The sequence below is a fragment of the Mesorhizobium sp. M1A.F.Ca.IN.022.07.1.1 genome, assembly GCF_003997575.1.
Taxonomy (GTDB): Bacteria; Pseudomonadota; Alphaproteobacteria; order Rhizobiales; family Rhizobiaceae; genus Mesorhizobium.
This window is the reverse complement of the sequence record NZ_RZST01000089.1, coordinates 1-17,840: the sequence shown is the minus strand read 5'-3', so window position 1 is coordinate 17,840 and position 17,840 is coordinate 1. Positions and strand designations below refer to the sequence as shown.

Genomic DNA, 17,840 nt, shown 5'->3' with positions numbered 1-17,840 from the left:
GGCGTCGCCGATATCGAGGTGCGGCGGCTGCGCTGCATCGGCGATCCGGAAGCGCGCATCCGCGAGGATTATCTGCGTATCCTGCGCTTCTTCCGCTTCTTCGCCTGGTATGGCGACGGCCGGCCGGACGCCGAGGGCTTGAAGGCCTGCGCCAGGCTGAAGGACGGGCTCGGCAGGCTGTCAGCCGAACGCGTGTGGTCCGAACTGAAGAAGCTGCTTTCGGCGCCCGACCCATCGCGTGCCCTGCTGTGGATGCGCCAGGCCGGTGTCCTCACCGCCGTGCTGCCGGAGAGCGAGAAATGGGGCATCGACGCCATCCACGGGCTGGTCAGGACCGAAAAGGATCTCGGCTGGGATGCCGATCCGCTGCTCAGGCTGGAGGCCGTCGTTCCGCCGGATGCCGCGCGCATGAAGACGCTTGCCGAAAGGCTGAGATTTTCGACCGACGAGGGGGAGCGCCTGCGACACTGGGCACTGACGGTTCCGACTGAACCCAAGACGACCGAGACGGAATTGTCGAAAAAGCTCTATTTCGGCGACCGCGAAGGCTTCGTCGATCGGCTGCGGCTCGCGCTCGCCGCCGCGCGGACACGGGCCATCGAGGACGATCAGGCGATGATGGAAGCCGGCGGTTTCTCGCGCCTGCTCGGCTTCGCCTTGAAATGGCAAAAGCCGAGCTTTCCGATCAAGGGGGCCGACCTGACCGAACTCGGCGCCGCGCCCGGCCCGAAGCTTGGCGCCACGCTGAAGAATCTCGAAAGGGAATGGGTGGATTCAGCATTCGCCATGGATCGCGGCGCGCTGCTCAAACGCGCCGCGCAGGCACTCGAGGCTTAGATCAGTCCTACATCGTGGCGCCGCTCAGCGTATCGCCACCGGGGCCAGGGCGCGCGAAAGGCTTGCCTCGCCCTTGCCGTAGACTGAGGGGTTGTAGTTGACCAGCGTGTCGGTGCGAGCCGTGTTGAGCAGGTCGTTGGTGATCTGAACCGGGGTCGCCTTGGTGAATTTGCTGCCGATGATTGCGGCATATCCGGAGATGATAGGCGCTGCGAACGATGTGCCGTAAAGGCCGGTCTTGTCGCCTTCGACGCCGACCACCAGGAAATGGCTCTGCACGGTCGGGTCGGAGCCGGCGTAATTGGAATACCAGGCAAGCTGAGCCTTGTTTGACGCCGTGCCGTTTGTGGACAGCGCGCCAACAAAGATCGCCGTCGGTTTGCCGATCAGAGCGAGATCGAGATAATCCTGCTGTCCGCTGGTGACGCCGCCGACCGCAACCGAATCGTTGCCAGCCGCTTTCGAGACGATGGCCGATCCCTTGCTGGCGTAGGAGATGATCGATTGCTCCTCCGGGGCCCAGCGGATCTGGTTCACGCTGTAACCCGCGTTCGCGTACATGCCGTAGCTGAGGTTGAGAACGTTGCGGCCACTTGCCAGCGGGACGGCCGAACCCGTCGAGAAGTCCTTGGAGCGGATGGTCGCCGCAGGAGCGATCATGCTTGCTTCCTCGCGCGTCCACTCTCCGTGCCGCTGATATTGCGTGCCGATGCCAAAATTGCCGGAGAAGCGCGATGAACTGCTGAAGTCGTCGACGATGGTGATGGTGACGCCCTTGCCCTTATAGCCAGCCGCCCACGCGGCGCCGACATCGGGACTCATCCAGCTCTGCACCGCTTGTGTCGTTCGCGCAACCGGTATCTTTGCGCTTACGCATATGGACCCGCCGCCGTGGCACAGCGCGGCCGACTGGTCCGCGTCGAGAGCTTCCTGCGCCGACGCCAGGCATGCCGGCAGAATGGTCAGTGCCGCGGCAATGCCGAGCTTCCAGAAATTACCAGACATGGTCTTACTCCCGGTCAAAGCAGGAACGAGGACGGACGATCGCGAAGTTCGGGAGCAGGAAGGTTTCTCATGCGCGGCATCCCGGCGATCAGAAAGTAACACGGTAGTTGAGCCACAGGCGCAGCCTTTCGGGCGTAGCGTTAACCAGATATTTCAGCGTGTCCTCAGGCGCCGTCTCCCCGGCCGCAAGCCGGCAGTTGACGCTGTAGGTGCCCAGATCCCCGTAGTCGGCCACGCATGGCTTTTCGCTCAGGTTGCCGCCGAAGGTCGAGGTAACCGAAAGGGAGAGAGTGCTGTTGAGGCTCGGATGGGTCTGGGTGAGAAAACCGAGCTTGAGGCTCGGCGCGATGCGGTACTTCTCGGCTTGTTCCCCGGTTCCCACTCCCCACAGAAAGCCGCTGTCTTCGGTAAGTTGCGTGATGAAGTCGACGTGCATGTCGACCCAATCGCTGTGGTACCAACGATTGAATGAGACCCAGCTCCCGTCCTGCAGCTCATAGCCGCCATTGCCGAGAGCTCTGGCGCGGTCGCTGAGCCATGACCCCTGGTGGATGTTCACGAGCGACGTGGTCATTTCCTGGGCCATCGACGGCGAGGCGCCAACGACTAGGCACAGCAACAGTGCGGCTGCGCCGAAACCATCTCGTTTGTTGGATCTTTCGCGCATGCGCGAAGCACCTCGCCCCACCGGATCCAGACGCGCCTTGTGGCGGACGGCTCCTCGGGCAGCCGCGGTCGCCGGATCATGCGCGACGATCGCATGGAGACCGTTACCGCGGGGTTATCCAAGCCGGTACGAATATAAGTTTTTGCTTGAATTCGGCGAAGCCAGGCCGTTGCCAGCGATCAGACGCAAACAAAGCGAGATGCGCCGGATGCTGCATCCAACTCGCCGGCTTTGCCAATGGTCGTCCGAAAACGGTGACCCGATGCCTCAGGCCGCGTCGCGGACCTTTTGGATGCGCGAGCGGATCGCCTCGATCATGGTCTCGCGGATGGTGGTTTCGCCATGGGTTTCACGCATGTGCTCGACGGCGCGGCGCATGACCTCGGCTTCTTCCTCGGCGCGCGTGTGCCAATCGCAGCCCGGGACGAGTGTCCCGCATTGGAACTCCTTCATGGTTTTTCCTTTCCTAGGTCCGGAGCCCTGATTCCGCTCCTTGTTGTCATGCAATTCCGCATGGAAAGCCGCATCGCATTTTCCTGAAATTGCCCCGGTGGAAAACCATAACACATGTCGCCGGCTTCGGTTGCATTGGAGCCGGTGGCGAATTGTTTTTTCACGGTCTCCGCGCGAAATCAAAGGCGGAGCATTGCTGCTCCGCCCGTTGCCACCTGGTTTCCGTGAAACGATGAACCGCACTGTCTTTTTGTTTTGACGCAATTCCAGCGGAAACCGCTTCAACGTTTCTGCAATTGCTGGCCGTGCAGGCCGTCACTTCATGATTTTGACAGCCTCGGCAATCTTGTTCTTGCCGCTCATATCCCAGGAAACGCGAACCTTCTCGCCCGGCTTTATGCCCGGATCCTTGAAGGCCTTGGACAGCGTGAAGGTCGATCCGTTGTCCAGAACAAGGCTCATGGCCGTTCCATCAAAGCTCTTCACTGTTCCCGTGGTGTGCTTTACCGCGGCGAACGCGGCGCCACCGGAGGCGAGAAAGGCGGCGGTTGCCGCCGTCACAATAAGCTTGCGCATAGGATGTTCTCCTGGGATGCGGGCACCATTGGGAAGGCACTCCGCTCGATCAGGGCCGTCCGGACGCGTCGGGTCGCGGCTCGTAGCAGTGACGAGCCGCCGGCGCTTCCCGACCCGGCACGTTAAATAGATCAATTTTTTCAAAAGGATATTAGACGAAAAAGAAATCGCCCCTGCCACATTGCCGGTCAAAATTCGGCGAATGGGACAGCAATGCGGCTGGCCTTCCGCTCACCGGATTTTTACGGCCACTTTACCTCGGGCGGCAGGCTGGAGAGGATCGAGGCGACATTGCCGCCGGTTTTCAGGCCGAAGATGGTGCCGCGATCGTGAAGCAAATTGAATTCGACGTAACGGCCGCGCCGGACGAGCTGTTCCTCGCGGTCGCCGTCGGTCCAGTTCTGGTTGAAATTGCCACGCACCAGATGGGAATAGACGACGAGGAAAGAGCGGCCGACATCCTGGACGAAATTGAAATCGGCGTCCCAGCCGCCCTTGCCCTCATCGGAATGCAGCCAGTCGAAAAAGATGCCGCCGACTCCGCGCGCCTCGTTGCGGTGCGGCAGGAAGAAGTACTCGTCGCACCACGCCTTGAATTTCGGATAGTCGGCCACCCCGGCGTTCTTCTCGCAGGCGAACTGCATGGCGCGGTGGAAGGCGATCGTGTCGGGATCGTCCTGGGTACGGCGGCGGTCGAGCACCGGCGTCAGGTCGGCGCCGCCGCCAAACCAGTGGCGGGTGGTCACGACCATGCGTGTGTTCATATGCACGGCCGGAACGTTGGGGTTCCAGGGGTGCGCGATCAGCGAAACGCCGCTCGCCCAGAAGCGCGGATCCTCGTCGGCGCCCGGGATCTGCTTGCGGAATTCGGGAGAGAATTCGCCGTGGACGGTCGAGGTATGCACGCCGACCTTCTCGAAGACGCGGCCGCGCATCATCGACATGGTGCCGCCGCCACCTTTGCCGTCGTCGCGCTCCCACGGCGTCTGCTCGAAATGCCCGGGCGACCATGCCGATTGCGGTCCAGTGAGTTCCTGCTCGATCTGCTCGAAGGCGGCGCAGATGCGCTCGCGCAGCGCTTCGAACCAGAGGCGGGCCTTCATCTTCTTCTGCTCGATGTCGTCAGGCAGGCCCACCGCAATGTCGGGTCGTTCCAATTCCGTCTCCAATCCAGGCTGCTTGCCCGACAAATGACTCGTTTTTTCTGCGCGCAATCCCTAATCTCTTAAGGGCAAGGGTCAAGTCCTGTCTGACCAAGGTGCAAGGAGTTTGCTCGTGCGCACCCCGGCAAGACCGCCGCTGGATGGCTTGAGGAAGAGGCTGGAGCGCTCACGGGCCGAGCGCGAAAGAATGCCGCGCGACGGATTCTTGCGCGAGACTTTCGTGCTGCCGCGGCCAGCCGCGCGCCTCAAGGCCAAGGAATGGTTCGAGCGCTTTCCCAAGCAGGCCTATTGGACCGAGATCGAAAGCTGGTTCGAGCGCCCGGGCGACGTCATCGAATTCACCATGCGACGGCTGCCGGCGGCAGATTGAAAAATCCTCAGGGCACCAGTAGCCGTCTCGCTCCAGTTCCCTCTCTGGCCAGTCGGTCCTCCTTGTTCCGAAGCGGGCATTTGTCGATCGACATGCAACCGCAGCCGATGCAGTCGGTCAGTCCGTCGCGCAGCTTCTTCAATTGGGCGATCTTATGATCGAGGCCGTCGCGCCAACCCGTTGAAAGCAGATTCCAATCCTCGCGCGTCGGGGTGCGGCCCTCGGGCAGAGATTGGAATGCGGCGGCGATTTCGGCGAGCGTTATGCCGACCTCCTGGGCGACGCGGATGATCGCCACCCGTCGCAGCACGTCGCGGCCGTAGCGCCGTTGGTTACCCGCGGTGCGATGGCTGCGGATCAGCCCGCGCGCTTCGTAAAAATGGAGCGCCGAGACCGCGACGCCACTGCGCATCGCCACCTGACCGACCGTCAATTCCTTCACCGGAGCCATCTCGCACTTTCCGCTTGACCTCAAGTTAGGTTGAGCTTGTAGCGAGGAAAGCCTGACAAGGCAAATTGAGGAGAAGGCGATGTGCGCCTGGGTGAGACTGACGCCGCAAGTGGGAGGCGTTCGCGACGAGCAGGGCTTGAGCAGCCTATCCGAGTTGGCGGACCGCTTCGCCCGCGACCATCGCGACGGACAGCGCGACATTGATGCTGCGGGCGCCCGGGCGCATCGGAATGGTCAGTCGCGCATCCGCCGCCTGATGAACCTCTTCCGGCACGCCGGCGGATTCGCGGCCGAACAGAAGGACGTCGCCGGCGGCGAAAGCAAACCGCGTGTAGGCGGTCTCGGCCTTGGTGGTGAGCAGCACAAGGCGGCGCGCGTTCGTTCGGCGCCATTCCTCGAAGGCGTGCCAGTCGGCATGGCGGGTAAGCGCCGCCATTTCGAGATAGTCCATGCCGGCGCGTTTCAGCGCCCGATCGGAGAGCGGGAAACCGGCCGGCTCGATGATGTCGACGCCAAGATCAAGGCAGGCGGCGAAGCGCAGGATCGTCCCGGTATTGCCGGCGATATCCGGTTGGTAGAGCCCGATGCGGAGACGGTCGTTCATTTCCGCATCCTTCTAATAAGTGGCAGAACGGCCACAGGCGGCTCCGGCTTTTGGCGATTTCTAGACTGGCGGGTGGCCATTTTCTGCGAAGTCGAGTATACGCCCATCATCGTCAACCCGAACCGAAGGAGAGGGACCACATGATGACCATGCACTTCCAGCCCTTCTCCGGGCAGCTCCTCTTTGGGGCCCACGTATGCCCAACGGCGGTTTCGGTACGACGATTCTTCTGACACTTTAAGACCTCATCGCACCGATTCCCGCCGAACCCAGTTTTCGGCCTTCGAAGGAATCTTGCGATGTTTCTCAAACTGCCAAAGCGGCGCCGCGCCCCGCCTGAACGTGTCGACACCGACGCTGGCCGTCATGTCGGGACTGACGCTTGCCGTCATGTCCTGACTGCGTCGCGTCCCTCCGGCCGAATGCCGGAGGTCGAGCTCGCATCACCCTTTTTAACGCATTTGCACATGGAGGACGGACCGATGTTCGATCCCTTTAAAATACCGGGTTCAAGAAGCTTGCATGAGCGCAAGGTGGCGACCTGGGCGCTGCTGATCGGCGAGACTTACTCGTCGGCGGTGCACGCCGAGACGCGCCGGCGTCCGCATCGCGGCATGCTGCCGGACGTCGACTTCTCGCGCGCGGTGCCCGATCCCGGTCGACCCTCGCTGGTGCGCCGGATCATCCGCATGGTCCGGCCGGGTAAAACCAGGGCTGGCGACAGCTTGTCGTCAGGATCCTCTGGCAAGCCTGTCGGCGAAAAGACCGCGACACCTTATATTGCGCGAAGCAGGGCCGGCGATACGGACAATTCCGTATCGCCGGCCCGCGGCGCCGTGCGGCCGAACGGCCTTACCAATCAACCCCGCGCCGCGTGAGCGCACAAATCGTCGAGTGCCTCGAATGTTCCGCTGGTTTGAGAAGAGGCTCGATCCGTTTCCCGCCGCGGAGCCGGTCGAGCCGCCGAAGACGCTGGTCGCCTTCTGCGTGCATTACACGCGCGGGGCCTGGCCCTATATCCTCGTCGATGCCGTGCTGGTGGCAGCGATAGCCCTTGCCGAAGCGTGGATGTTCGGTTTCATGGGCCGCATCGTCGACTGGCTGTCGGCGCAGAACCGCGAATCCTTCCTTGAGACGGAAAGCTGGAAACTCGCCGGCATGGCTTTCATCGTGCTGTTCGCGCTGCCCGGCACGGTATGGCTGCATTCGCTGCTCAACCAGCAGACGCTGATGGGCAATTATCCCATGCGCATACGCTGGCAGGTGCATCGCTACCTGCTCAAGCAGTCGATGGCCTTCTATCAGGACGAGTTTGCCGGCCGTATCGCCACCAAGCTGATGCAGACCGCTCTTGCCGTGCGCGAATGCGTCATCAAGCTGATCGATGTCCTAAACTATGTCGTCGTCTACTTCCTCAGCATGCTGTTCATCGTCGGCTCGGCAGACTTGCGACTGGCAGTGCCCTTGGGTGTATGGCTGGTCGGCTATATCGGGCTCTTGCGCTTTTTCATCCCGAAGCTCGGCAAGGTCGGCGAGGAGCAGGCCAATGCGCGCTCGACCATGACCGGCCGCGTCGTCGACAGCTACACCAACATCCAGACGGTGAAGCTGTTTTCGCATGCCCGCCGCGAGGCAACTTTCGCCAGGGAGGGCATGGCGAGCTTCCTCGATACCGTCTACCGCTCGATGCGGCTGGTGACGCAGTTATACGGGATGCTCTACATCCTGAATTCGCTGCTTCTGTTTTCCGTGACGGCGATCTCGCTGTGGCTATGGCTGGGCGAGGCGGTGACGATCGGCGCGGTCGCCGTGGTCATCGGCCTGGTGCTCAGGATGTGGGGCATGTCGCAGTGGATCATGTGGGAGATGTCGAGCCTGTTCGAGAATATCGGCACGGTGCAAGACGGCATCCAGTCGATCTCGCTGCCGCGGCTGGTCGAGGACCGCCCGGGCGCCAGCGACATCGCCGTCAGTCAGGGCGAGATCCGTTTCGAGGAGATCCGCTTCCACTACGGCAAGCAGAAGGGCGTCATCGAGAACCTGTCGCTCACTGTGAAACCGGGCGAAAAGGTCGGCATCGTCGGCCGCTCCGGCGCCGGCAAGTCGACGCTGGTCAACCTGCTGCTGCGTTTTTACGACCTGGAAAGCGGCAGGATCCTCATCGATGGCCAGGAGATCGCTGGGGTAACGCAGGATTCGTTGCGCGCGCAGATCGGCATGGTGACGCAGGACACCTCGCTGCTGCACCGGTCGGTGCGGGAGAATATCCTCTACGGGCGGCCTGACGCGACCGACGAGATGCTGATCGAGGCGGCGCGGCGGGCGGAGGCGCTCGATTTCATCGGAGCGCTTTCGGACCATAACGGCCGGAAGGGATTCGATGCCTATGTCGGCGACCGAGGCGTCAAATTGTCCGGCGGCCAGCGGCAGCGCATCGCCATTGCCCGCGTCATGCTGAAGGACGCGCCGATCCTCATCCTCGACGAGGCGACGTCGGCGCTCGATTCGGAAGCCGAGGCGGCGATCCAGGAGAACCTCTACAAGCTTATGCAAGGCAAGACCGTGATCGCCATCGCGCATCGGCTGTCGACCATCGCGGCGATGGACAGGCTCGTCGTCATGGACAAGGGCCGCATCATCGAGGAAGGCTCGCATGAGGAGCTTGTCACCAAGGGCGGCCTTTATGCCCAGCTCTGGCAGCGCCAGTCGGGTGGGTTCCTCCTCGATGATGCGCCGGCTGAGTCCGATGCCAAAGGGTCTCACTCCGAGATGGCGGCGGAGTAACGCGATCGCGATTGGCATCAAGGTTACGGCAATTGCGGGGAATCGCTCCCGGGCGTAACCACGACCTGTCAGAGGCCTGCCGGCGACCAAATCGGGTGCCGGCGGGGTTCCGGCATCTACGAGAGAAAAATGTTCGACCGCATCTTCACCTGGTTCGAAAGCCACTATTCGCCGGTGGCGCTGGCCGAAGACAGGCAGCCGCCAATGGGACTTTGGCGGTTCTACTGGTATTTCATAAGACAGTTTCGCGCCGCCTATTGGCTGCGCATGATCATCGTTGCCGTCGCGGCAATAGTGGACGCGATGCTGCCGATTTTCGTCGGCCTGATCGTGGGCCTGCTCTCCAACACCAGGCCGGGCGATTTCTTCGCCGCGCATGGGCCGCTGCTCGTCATGATGGCGATGGTCGTGCTGCTGCGTCCGCTGTCCATGGTTATCGACGCGCTCATCCGCAACCACGCCATCGCGCCGAACCTCATCGACCTCATCCGCTGGCAAAGCCATTGGCATGTCGTGCGTCAGGACTGGTCATTCTTCCAGAACGACTTCGCCGGCCGCATCGGAACGAAGGTCATGCAAAGCGGCGACTCGGTGGAGATGAGCGTCAATCTCACCGTCGATGCCGTCTGGTACGCGCTGGTCTTCGTCGCGGTCGCCATTGTTGTGCTGGCGCGGCTCGACCCGCTTCTTCTGGCTGTGGTGGCGGCCTGGCTGGTGTTCTATTGCATGATCTTCTGGTTTGCGATGCCGAGGATCACCCAGCGCTCGTCCCAACTGTCGGAGCGGTGGTCGCAGGTGAGCGGCCGCATGGTCGACAGCTACACGAACATCCTAACGCTCAAGACATTCTCGACCGGCGAGCACGAAGACAAATATGTCTCGCAAGCCGTCGTCGAGCACGCCGACACGTTTTACCAGCTGATGCGCGTTTTCACACTGATGTGGTCGGCCCTGTTCGTCCTCAACGCTGCGCTGCTTATCGCCATAAGCTGGCTGGCGCTGGCCGGCTGGAACGCCGGCGCCATGACCACGGCGGCCGTGGCGACGGCGAAACCGTTCGCGCTGCAGATCGCCAACATTTCCGGCAGGATCCTCGATGTCGGCGCCAACGTCTTCCGGCAGATCGGCGTCGCCAGCAATTCGATGACGACGATCGCGCGCCCCATCACAATGCAGGACCAGCCGGACGCGCCGGCCCTCGTGGTCAAAGCCGGCGGCATCGAGTTCGAGCAGGTGAACTTCAACTATTGGCGCAAGGACGGCAAAGGCGGCGTCATCGACAATCTGTCGCTGAAGATCGCGCCGGGCGAGCGGGTCGGCCTGATCGGCCGTTCCGGGGCCGGCAAGTCGACGCTGGTCAATCTCGTGCTGCGGCTGTTCGACGTGCAGGACGGCAAGGTGCTGATCGACGGACAGGACATCCGCAACGTCTCGCAGGAAAGCGTTCGCGCGGCGATCGGCTTCGTCAATCAGGATACGTCGCTCTTGCATCGATCCGTCCGCGAGAACCTCAAATATGGACGCCAGTCCGCCAGCGACGAGGCGATGTTCAGCGCCGCCAAGGCCGCGCAGATCGACGATGTGATCGCGGGACTGACCGATCCGCATGGACAAAGCGGCTATGAGGCGCTCGTCGGCGAGCGCGGCGTGAAGCTGTCCGGCGGCCAGCGGCAACGCATCGCCATTGCCCGCGTTATGCTGAAGGACGCGCCGATCCTCATTCTCGACGAAGCTACGTCTGCGCTCGATTCGGAGGTGGAGGCCGCTATCCAGGAGAACCTCTACAAGCTCATGCAGGGCAAGACGGTCATCGCCATCGCCCACCGTCTGTCGACCATCGCGGCAATGGATCGGCTCGTCGTCATGGACAAGGGCCGCATCGTCGAGGACGGCTCGCATGAAGCGTTGATCGCCAAAGGCGGGCTCTATGCCCAACTCTGGCGGCGCCAGTCGGGCGGCTTCCTGCTCGAGGAAAAGCAGGCGGCCGACGATCTGCCGACGAAAGGTGAAGCCGCGGAATGATGAAGGCCGTCTATCGCTGGTTCGAAAGCTGGGTCTACCCGTTCCGCGAGCCGGCGAATCTTCGTCCGCCTGCCAGCGTCGGCGGCTTCCTCTGGCACTATGTCGGGCAAGCGAAGCTCGCTTTCTTCGCCATGCTGATCATCGGCGGCATCGCGCCGCTGGTCGAGGCCGGGCTGTTCTATTTCGTCGGACGGCTGGTCGATATCCTCGACCAGCTTCCCGGCGAACGCAGCTGGCACGCGCTGTGGGCCGCCGCCGGGCCAGAGCTGCTGTTCATGGGCGCGGTGGTGCTGATCATCCGCACGCTGGTGGTCGGCCGTTCGGCGCTGGTCGACGAGCAGACGATCACGCCGGGCTTCTACAGCCTGGTGCGCTGGCAGGCGCACCGGCATGTCTCGCGCCAGTCCTACGCCTTCTTCCAAAACGACTTCGCCGGGCGTATCGCCACGAAGGTCTGGCAGGCGGGGCAGGCCACTGGCGACCTCATGGAAAGCTTCATCGAAGTCGTCTGGTTCATGATCGTCTACACGGTGACGACGCTGGCGCTGGTCGCCGGCCTCGACCTCAGGCTGGCGGCGCTGGTGGTGATCTGGATCGTCGCCTTCGGCTGGCTGGCCAGGCTCCATTTGCCGGCAATCCGCAAGCATGCCGAGGCGACCGCCGAGGCCGGCTCGATGATCACCGGCCGCTTCGTCGATTCCTATTCCAATGTGCAGACGCTGAAGCTGTTCGCGGCCGACGGCGACGACCGCTACATCCGCAACGGCTTCGACATCTATCTCGATGCGCTGCGGCCCTTCACGCGGCGGCTGACCGGCGTGCGCGTGGCGCTGACGACGCTTTCCGGCATCATGATCACGGCGATCGCCGCCTTTGCAGTCTATCTGTGGGTGGAAGGCTCGATCACCGTCGGCGCCGTCGCCTTCACGCTCTCGCTTGTGCTGAGGCTCAACATGCTGCTGGGACGGCTGATGATGCAGCTCAACAGTATCCTCAGGAATCTCGGCGTGCTGGAAAATTCCAAGGCGCTGATCTCGCAGTCGCTCGGCCTGACCGACGCCCCGGATGCCAAGGAGCTGGTGGTTGCGGGTGGCCGCATCGACCTCAAGGACGTCACCTTCCACTACGGGAAAGGGGCAGGGGTCCTCGAGGGCATCGACCTCGTCGTGCGTCCAGGCGAGAAGGTCGGGCTTGTCGGTCCGTCCGGCGCCGGCAAGACGACGCTGGCCAATCTCATCCTGCGCCTCTACGACCTCGAGGGCGGCAGGATCCTGATCGACGGCCAGGATATCGCCCGTGTGACGCAGAATTCGCTGCGCGCCAATATCGGCGTGGTCAGCCAGGACACGGCGCTGTTCCACCGCTCGCTGCGCGACAACATCAAGCTCGGCATGCCGGACGCTACCGACGCTGAGGTGATCGCCGCGGCGCGCAAAGCCGAGGCGCATGACTTCATCATGGGGCTGCGCGACAATCGCGAGCGCCTTGGCTACGAAGCCTATGTCGGCGAGCGCGGCGTCAAGCTCTCCGGCGGCCAGCGCCAGCGTGTGGCGATCGCCCGCCTCTTCCTCAAGGATGCGCCGATCCTCATCCTAGACGAGGCGACCTCGGCACTCGATTCCGACATCGAGGCGGCGATCCAGGAAAACCTGGCAAGGCTGATGGAGAACAAGACCGTCATAGCCATCGCCCACCGGCTTTCCACCATCGCAGCGCTCGACCGGCTGGTCGTGCTCGACGGCGGCCGCATCGTCGAAGAAGGCACGCATGATGAGCTGGTGGCGCTGGACGGCCTTTATGCGCGGCTCTGGAAACGGCAGTCCGGCGGCTTCCTCTTCAATGAGGAAAGCGCGCTGGAAGAGACGCGCCCGGCGGAGTAGAAACGCAGCCATGTCGGTCAGAATGCCCAGCAATTTCGGACGGTCAGGAGCGCAGGAAAGCGCTCTCGATCTGCTCGGCCACGAAATACTCGCTGAAAAGGCGGCCGCCCTCGGTCGCGCCGGCCAGCGCGTCGACGAGGCCTTGGCGAAGCTGCGCGAAAATGGGGAAGGCGGGGATCGCAATCGGCTGCTGAAAGAAGCGGCAGAAGCCGTCCACGCCTATTTCATCCAGCGCGAACTCTGCGGGCTGCGCAAGCATGACGCCGTGATCCGCGAATACGACATCCCGCGGGCGGTGCTGGCCAGGCTCGGCGCCAGCTAAGCGCTGACTTCCTTCCGAAAGCGCGCCAGGCGCCAGGCGAGCGCTCCGGGATTCTCATCGGCGACGAAGTGCCCGCTATCGGGGATGATGTCGCCCTCGACATTGGAGAGGCCGGCGGCCTTCAAGCCATTGAGGTAATCGGTGATCTCGCCGGTCTCGGCAGCGCCCCTGAGGCAGAGCACCGGCGTATCGATCGGGCTTGCCGGCGGAACGGCATTGGCCTTGGCGTCCTCGGAAAAGGCGCGGTACCAGTCGAAGCCCGCCTTGAGGCTTTCCGGCCGCGAATAGGCCTTGGCGTAGATGTCTCTTGCTTCGGCCGGGATGGCGGATTTCTCCTTCGAAAGGGTGTCGAAGAAGAAGTCGAAATAGGCGCGCTCGTGACCCCCAACCAGCAGTTCCGGGAGAGCAGGAACCGCGTGAAAGGCGAAATGCCAGAGGTTTGGATTGCGGATGACCTTGTCCCACGGCGCCACGCCCGGAACGACAACATCCATGATCGCAGCGGCGGAGAGGATTTCCGGATGGTTGCGCAAAAGCGCGAAGACGATCTGGCCGCCGACATCATGGCCGGCCACTATGACCTGTCGCAGGCCGCAGGCGTCAATCAAGGCCGCTATCACCCTGGCCAGATGGGCTTTCTCACCGGTTTTGCGCGTGCCTTGCGAGCCGCCTATACCCGGCAGGTCCGGCGCGATCACGCGCTGATCGGTGGCCAGCCGACCGATCACGTTCTCGAAGGCATGGGAACTTTGAGGCCAGCCGTGGAGCAGCACGAGGCCGGGCGCATCCCGTGGTCCGGCTTCGCGGATCGCAATGGTCAGTCCTTCAACCTCGATGCTGGAAGTTTCCATCCGCCCGGCCTTCACCTGTCCGATCGCTCCGACCGACAGAACTAGGCGGGAATCGGTCCGCGGACAGGGCCTGTCTCTCGAATAAGCCGCATCACTCCAGCCATTCGGTGATGAAGCTGCCGTTCTCGTGGATGTCGGTGGTCTCGAGCGGACCGGGGCCGAGATTGGTGAATTTGTGCGGCGTCTCGGCCGGCACGATCAGAATTTGGCCTGCGGTGGCCGTTATCTGCCGATCGCCGACCGTGAACAGGCCGGTGCCGGAACGGATGACGAAGATCTCCGCGTAAGGATGCTTATGCAGACGCGGGCCGCCGCCGATCTCGGGCTGATAATTGAAGATCAGGCAGGAGTTGGAGCCAAATGCGCCGCATTGCAGCTCACCTTGCCAACGGTCGGGCGTGCTCGCCCATTTGTCGCGGTCGATGACATGCGCCATGGCTCGACAATAGACCGGGCCGGCGGTTGCTGTCGAGGCAAGCGGAGTTCCGATTTACCGCTGAAGTTAGCGCTATTTAGCGCTGTTCGGCGGCCCGATCATCAAGCCGTTGCGCGGGCCGCGGCATGTGCCCGCGACAATGTGCCCTTGTGCCTCCACGCGTCTGGACAAAAACGGGCTTCACGCATAAACCGAACCTCCAAATGCCGGAGGAATTCGCTAGCCTGTTCGCCATGCGCTGTCGGGCCGGCGCGATTGAGCGGGGACAAGGCTCGGCCGCCGGCACGGAAAGAGGCGAAAGGATCAGGCACCCGTGAGCGCAACCGACATCCACGATCCCAACCGTCGCGATTTTCTCTACATCGCCACCGGCATGGCCGGCGTGGTCGGCGCCGGGGCCGTCGCCTGGCCGTTCATCGACCAGATGCAGCCGGATGCCTCGACGCTGGCGCTGGCTTCTGTCGAGGTCGATGTCTCCTCGCTGCAGCCCGGCAGCTCGCTGGTCGTCAAGTGGCGCGGCAAGCCGGTCGTGGTGCGCAACCGCACCGACAAGGAAATGAAGGACGGCGCGGCGGTTAGCCTCAACGATCTCAAGGATCCGATCGCCCGCAATGCCAACTTGCCGGCCGATGCGCCGGCGACCGACGCCAACCGCACCACGCCCGGCAAGGAAGCCTGGATGGTCATGGTGCAGGTCTGCACCCATCTCGGCTGCATCCCGCTCGGCCAGGAAGGCGATTTCGGCGGCTGGTTCTGCCCGTGCCACGGCTCGGTGTACGATACCGCCGGCCGCATCCGCAAAGGCCCGGCGCCGGAGAACATGGCGATCCCGGTGTTTAAATTCATTTCCGATACCAAGATCCTTATCGGTTGAGGCAGGGGGATATTTCGATGAGCGAGGGACACTCCACCTACACACCGAAGACGGGTCTCGGACGCTGGTTCGACGCCCGTATGCCGCTTCCCCGGCTTGTCTATGACAGCTTCATTGCCTATCCGGTGCCGCGCAACCTCAACTACATGTGGACGTTCGGCGGCATCCTGTCGATCATGCTGGTATCGCAGATCCTCACCGGCATCGTGCTGGCCATGCACTACACGTCCGACACCACACTCGCCTTCGATTCGGTCGAGAAGATCATGCGCGACGTGAATTCGGGATGGCTGTTGCGCTATCTCCATTCCAACGGCGCCTCGTTCTTCTTCGTGGCCGTCTACATCCACATCTTCCGCGGGCTGTTCTACGGCTCCTACAAGGCGCCGCGCGAGCTGCTCTGGATCCTCGGCTGCATCATCTACCTCCTGATGATGGCGACCGGCTTCATGGGCTATGTGCTGCCATGGGGACAGATGAGCTTCTGGGGCGCCACCGTCATCACCGGCTTCTTCAGCGCCATCCCGCTGGTCGGCAACTGGATCCAGGAACTGCTGCTCGGCGGCTTCGCCGTCGACAATCCGACGCTGAACCGCTTCTTCGCCCTGCATTACCTGTTGCCGTTCATGATCGCCGGCGTCGTCGTGCTGCACGTCTGGGCGCTGCATGTCGTCGGCCAGTCGAACCCGACCGGCATCGAGGTCAAGTCGAAGACCGACACCGTCGCCTTCACGCCCTATGCGACCATCAAGGACGCGTTCGGCATGATCGTGTTCCTGTTCTTCTTCGCCTATTTCGTCTTCTACCTGCCGAACTACCTCGGCCATCCGGACAACTACACGGTCGCCAATCCGCTGAAGACCCCGGCCCACATCGTTCCGGAATGGTATTTCCTGCCGTTCTACGCGATCCTGCGCGCCATCACCTTCAACATCGGGCCGATCAACTCCAAGCTCGGCGGCGTGCTGTGCATGTTCGGCGCCATCGCCATGCTGTTCCTGGTGCCGTGGCTCGACACCTCCAAGGTGCGCTCGGCGGTCTACCGGCCCTGGTACAAACTGTTCTTCTGGCTGTTCGTGGCCGACGCCATCCTGCTCGGGTGGCTGGGCTCGCAGCCGGCGGAAGGCTCTTACGTGTTCATGGCGCAGATGGCGACGCTGTTCTACTTCGCCTTCTTCCTGGTCGTCATGCCGGTGCTCGGCCTGATCGAGACACCGCGGCGGCTGCCGAACTCGATCACCGAGGCGGTGCTGGAAAAGAAGAACAAGGGAGCCGGCGGGCATCCGGCAGGCGCGGTCAGCGCGCCGGAAACCAAGGGCTGAGAATCTGAGGGGATTTGGCATGAAGAAGATTCTCACCTCGCTGGCGCTGCTTGGCCTGGTGGTCGCGGGCACCGCTGCCATCGCAGCCGAAGAGGAACACAACGCGGCGGCCCCGACGCATTTCCCGATCAACGAACCGAAGGAAATGAGCTGGAGCTTCGCCGGGCCGTTCGGCACCTACGACAAGGCCCAGCTGCAGCGCGGCCTGAAGGTCTACAAGGAAGTCTGCTCGGCCTGCCACTCGATGAACCTGGTGGCGTTCCGCACGCTGGAGGGCCTCGGCTATTCGGAAGCGCAGGTCAAGACGCTTGCCGCCGAGTACACCATCCATGACGGCCCGAACGATGCCGGCGACATGTTCGACCGCCCGGGCAAGCCGTCGGATCACTTCCCGTCGCCGTTCCCGAACGAACAGGCCGCCGCCTCCGCCAATGGCGGCGCCGCTCCGCCCGACATGTCGCTGCTCGCCAAGGCGCGCGGCGTCGAGCGCGGCTTTCCGCGTTTCATCTTCGACATTTTCACCCAGTATGCTCAGGGCGGCCCGGACTACATCCACTCGCTGCTCACCGGCTACGACCAGACGCCGCCGGCCGGCATGGTGATCCCCGAAGGCACGCACTACAATCCATACTTCCTGTCCGGCGTGTCGCTGAAGATGCCGAAGCCGCTTTCGGACGGCCAGGTGACCTATGACGACGGCTCGCCGCAGACGGTCGACCAGTATTCGCGCGACGTGTCGGCGTTCCTGATGTGGGCCGCCGAGCCGCATCTCGAAGAGCGCAAGAAGACCGGCTTCCGCGTCCTGGTGTTCCTGCTGCTGTTCGGCGCGCTGGTCTACCTGACCAAGCGCAAGGTGTGGGCCGAAGTGGCGCACTGAGCCGCGATCGGTCCGACACTTTCGAGGGGCGCCGCAAAGGCGCCCTTTTCAATTTCGGGACCGCTTTGATCCGGCCGTGTCACATGGCTGTCATTGCGCATCGCGATCCTGCGTTGGCTCACCTCAAAGGATCGTCCTCATGAAAAGATTTGCGCCGCTTGCAGCCGTGGTGCTGCTTCTTGTCGCCTCCTCGGCAGTCCGCGCCGAGGACGCCCAGCCCTTCGTCACCAACAAGGACATCGACCTGACGATGATCCTGCCGCCGCCGCCGGCCAATGATTCGGCCGAGACCAAGGCAGAACTCGGCGAGGTGCTGACCCTGCAAGTGACGCGCACGCCCGAAATG

19 protein-coding genes and 1 pseudogene are annotated in these 17,840 nt (G+C 63.0%); 11 read left to right on the top strand and 9 right to left on the bottom strand.

The genetic code is table 11. The features are described 5' to 3' along the window. A partial coding sequence (locus EOA75_RS12865) for a CCA tRNA nucleotidyltransferase (RefSeq protein ID WP_164747366.1) occupies nucleotides 1-837 on the top strand: 837 nt, incomplete at its 5' end. A gap of 24 nt (nucleotides 838-861) precedes the next feature. On the opposite strand, the gene EOA75_RS34510 is transcribed toward EOA75_RS12865, so the two are convergent. From EOA75_RS34510 to hemF, 5 genes are all read right to left on the bottom strand, one after another. Beyond that, entirely contained in the window at nucleotides 862-1,842 is a 981-nt protein-coding gene (locus tag EOA75_RS34510) for a S8/S53 family peptidase (protein WP_095801679.1), read from the bottom strand. A gap of 88 nt (nucleotides 1,843-1,930) precedes the next feature. Beyond that, nucleotides 1,931-2,509 carry a hypothetical protein gene (locus tag EOA75_RS12855; protein WP_066994307.1) on the bottom strand — a complete coding sequence of 193 codons (579 nt, stop codon included), beginning with the start codon at nucleotides 2,507-2,509 and terminating at the stop codon, nucleotides 1,931-1,933. A gap of 267 nt (nucleotides 2,510-2,776) precedes the next feature. After that, nucleotides 2,777-2,962 carry a DUF1059 domain-containing protein gene (locus tag EOA75_RS12850; RefSeq protein ID WP_066994310.1) on the bottom strand — a complete coding sequence of 62 codons (186 nt, stop codon included), beginning with the start codon at nucleotides 2,960-2,962 and terminating at the stop codon, nucleotides 2,777-2,779. A 315-nt stretch (nucleotides 2,963-3,277) separates the two neighbouring features. Continuing rightward, complete coding sequence (locus tag EOA75_RS35000; RefSeq protein WP_245433115.1) at nucleotides 3,278-3,730, bottom strand: DUF1344 domain-containing protein; 453 nt, start codon at nucleotides 3,728-3,730, stop codon at nucleotides 3,278-3,280. A gap of 50 nt (nucleotides 3,731-3,780) precedes the next feature. Then, entirely contained in the window at nucleotides 3,781-4,695 is a 915-nt protein-coding gene (gene hemF, locus EOA75_RS12840) for an oxygen-dependent coproporphyrinogen oxidase (protein WP_095801834.1), read from the bottom strand. 118 nt (nucleotides 4,696-4,813) lie between these two features. On the opposite strand from hemF, the gene EOA75_RS12835 reads away from it, so the two are divergent. Beyond that, nucleotides 4,814-5,071 (top strand): hypothetical protein, encoded by a 258-nt coding sequence (locus EOA75_RS12835; RefSeq protein ID WP_095801678.1) that lies wholly within the window; start codon nucleotides 4,814-4,816, stop codon nucleotides 5,069-5,071. 7 nt (nucleotides 5,072-5,078) lie between these two features. Here EOA75_RS12835 and soxR read toward each other — a convergent pair whose 3' ends face one another. Both soxR and EOA75_RS12825 read right to left on the bottom strand, forming a co-directional pair. Further along, a complete protein-coding gene (gene soxR, locus EOA75_RS12830; protein ID WP_127324378.1) occupies nucleotides 5,079-5,522 on the bottom strand; it encodes a redox-sensitive transcriptional activator SoxR in 444 nt (147 codons plus the stop codon). Between the two features lie 145 nt (nucleotides 5,523-5,667). Then, nucleotides 5,668-6,126 (bottom strand): tRNA (cytidine(34)-2'-O)-methyltransferase, encoded by a 459-nt coding sequence (locus EOA75_RS12825; RefSeq protein WP_127324377.1) that lies wholly within the window; start codon nucleotides 6,124-6,126, stop codon nucleotides 5,668-5,670. A 482-nt stretch (nucleotides 6,127-6,608) separates the two neighbouring features. Here EOA75_RS12825 and EOA75_RS12820 point away from each other — a divergent pair, with 482 nt between their 5' ends. The 5 genes from EOA75_RS12820 (at nucleotide 6,609) to EOA75_RS12800 (ending at nucleotide 13,134) form a co-directional block, all read left to right on the top strand. Next, entirely contained in the window at nucleotides 6,609-7,004 is a 396-nt protein-coding gene (locus EOA75_RS12820) for a hypothetical protein (protein ID WP_127324376.1), read from the top strand. A 25-nt stretch (nucleotides 7,005-7,029) separates the two neighbouring features. Continuing rightward, the gene (locus EOA75_RS12815; protein ID WP_127324375.1) at nucleotides 7,030-8,910 is read left to right on the top strand and encodes an ABC transporter ATP-binding protein; all 1,881 of its coding nucleotides are present in this window, start codon (nucleotides 7,030-7,032) and stop codon (nucleotides 8,908-8,910) included. 129 nt (nucleotides 8,911-9,039) lie between these two features. Next, nucleotides 9,040-10,932, top strand: coding sequence for an ABC transporter ATP-binding protein (locus EOA75_RS12810; protein WP_127324374.1), 1,893 nt, complete (start codon nucleotides 9,040-9,042; stop codon nucleotides 10,930-10,932). Further along, entirely contained in the window at nucleotides 10,929-12,812 is a 1,884-nt protein-coding gene (locus EOA75_RS12805) for an ABC transporter ATP-binding protein (protein ID WP_127324373.1), read from the top strand. The genes EOA75_RS12810 and EOA75_RS12805 overlap by 4 nt, the downstream gene beginning before the upstream one ends. A 10-nt stretch (nucleotides 12,813-12,822) precedes the next feature. Beyond that, nucleotides 12,823-13,134 carry a DUF6665 family protein gene (locus tag EOA75_RS12800; RefSeq protein ID WP_127216745.1) on the top strand — a complete coding sequence of 104 codons (312 nt, stop codon included), beginning with the start codon at nucleotides 12,823-12,825 and terminating at the stop codon, nucleotides 13,132-13,134. Here EOA75_RS12800 and EOA75_RS12795 read toward each other — a convergent pair. Then, nucleotides 13,131-13,985, bottom strand: coding sequence for an alpha/beta hydrolase (locus EOA75_RS12795; protein ID WP_127324372.1), 855 nt, complete (start codon nucleotides 13,983-13,985; stop codon nucleotides 13,131-13,133). The genes EOA75_RS12800 and EOA75_RS12795 overlap by 4 nt on opposite strands. A 91-nt stretch (nucleotides 13,986-14,076) precedes the next feature. Then, nucleotides 14,077-14,421: a cupin domain-containing protein gene (locus EOA75_RS12790; RefSeq protein WP_127216747.1), complete on the bottom strand. Its 345-nt coding sequence runs from the start codon at nucleotides 14,419-14,421 to the stop codon at nucleotides 14,077-14,079. Between the two features lie 313 nt (nucleotides 14,422-14,734). Between EOA75_RS12790 and petA the strand changes: the two genes are divergently transcribed. The 4 genes and pseudogenes from petA to EOA75_RS12770 all read left to right on the top strand — a co-directional run. After that, nucleotides 14,735-15,295, top strand: coding sequence for a ubiquinol-cytochrome c reductase iron-sulfur subunit (gene petA, locus EOA75_RS12785; protein ID WP_066994342.1), 561 nt, complete (start codon nucleotides 14,735-14,737; stop codon nucleotides 15,293-15,295). Between the two features lie 17 nt (nucleotides 15,296-15,312). Further along, the gene (locus EOA75_RS12780; protein ID WP_066994345.1) at nucleotides 15,313-16,617 is read left to right on the top strand and encodes a cytochrome b N-terminal domain-containing protein; all 1,305 of its coding nucleotides are present in this window, start codon (nucleotides 15,313-15,315) and stop codon (nucleotides 16,615-16,617) included. Between the two features lie 19 nt (nucleotides 16,618-16,636). After that, nucleotides 16,637-17,494, top strand: coding sequence for a cytochrome c1 (locus tag EOA75_RS12775; RefSeq protein ID WP_067326549.1), 858 nt, complete (start codon nucleotides 16,637-16,639; stop codon nucleotides 17,492-17,494). Nucleotides 17,495-17,633: 139 nt separating this feature from the next. After that, a pseudogene (locus EOA75_RS12770) lies at nucleotides 17,634-17,840 on the top strand (phosphatase PAP2 family protein); the annotation flags it as partial.

Bases quoted from the DNA above. Each gene is read 5' to 3' on its own strand.
- EOA75_RS34510 (WP_095801679.1), bottom strand. From the start codon at position 1,842: ATGTCTGGTAATTTCTGGAAGCTCGGCATTGCCGCGGCACTGACCATT.
- EOA75_RS12855 (WP_066994307.1), bottom strand. From the start codon at position 2,509: ATGCGCGAAAGATCCAACAAACGAGATGGTTTCGGCGCAGCCGCACTG.
- EOA75_RS12850 (WP_066994310.1), bottom strand. From the start codon at position 2,962: ATGAAGGAGTTCCAATGCGGGACACTCGTCCCGGGCTGCGATTGGCAC.
- soxR (WP_127324378.1), bottom strand. From the start codon at position 5,522: ATGGCTCCGGTGAAGGAATTGACGGTCGGTCAGGTGGCGATGCGCAGT.
- EOA75_RS12825 (WP_127324377.1), bottom strand. From the start codon at position 6,126: ATGAACGACCGTCTCCGCATCGGGCTCTACCAACCGGATATCGCCGGC.
- EOA75_RS12820 (WP_127324376.1), top strand. From the start codon at position 6,609: ATGTTCGATCCCTTTAAAATACCGGGTTCAAGAAGCTTGCATGAGCGC.
- EOA75_RS12815 (WP_127324375.1), top strand. From the start codon at position 7,030: ATGTTCCGCTGGTTTGAGAAGAGGCTCGATCCGTTTCCCGCCGCGGAG.
- EOA75_RS12810 (WP_127324374.1), top strand. From the start codon at position 9,040: ATGTTCGACCGCATCTTCACCTGGTTCGAAAGCCACTATTCGCCGGTG.
- EOA75_RS12805 (WP_127324373.1), top strand. From the start codon at position 10,929: ATGATGAAGGCCGTCTATCGCTGGTTCGAAAGCTGGGTCTACCCGTTC.
- EOA75_RS12800 (WP_127216745.1), top strand. From the start codon at position 12,823: ATGTCGGTCAGAATGCCCAGCAATTTCGGACGGTCAGGAGCGCAGGAA.
- EOA75_RS12795 (WP_127324372.1), bottom strand. From the start codon at position 13,985: ATGGAAACTTCCAGCATCGAGGTTGAAGGACTGACCATTGCGATCCGC.
- EOA75_RS12790 (WP_127216747.1), bottom strand. From the start codon at position 14,421: ATGGCGCATGTCATCGACCGCGACAAATGGGCGAGCACGCCCGACCGT.
- EOA75_RS12780 (WP_066994345.1), top strand. From the start codon at position 15,313: ATGAGCGAGGGACACTCCACCTACACACCGAAGACGGGTCTCGGACGC.
- EOA75_RS12775 (WP_067326549.1), top strand. From the start codon at position 16,637: ATGAAGAAGATTCTCACCTCGCTGGCGCTGCTTGGCCTGGTGGTCGCG.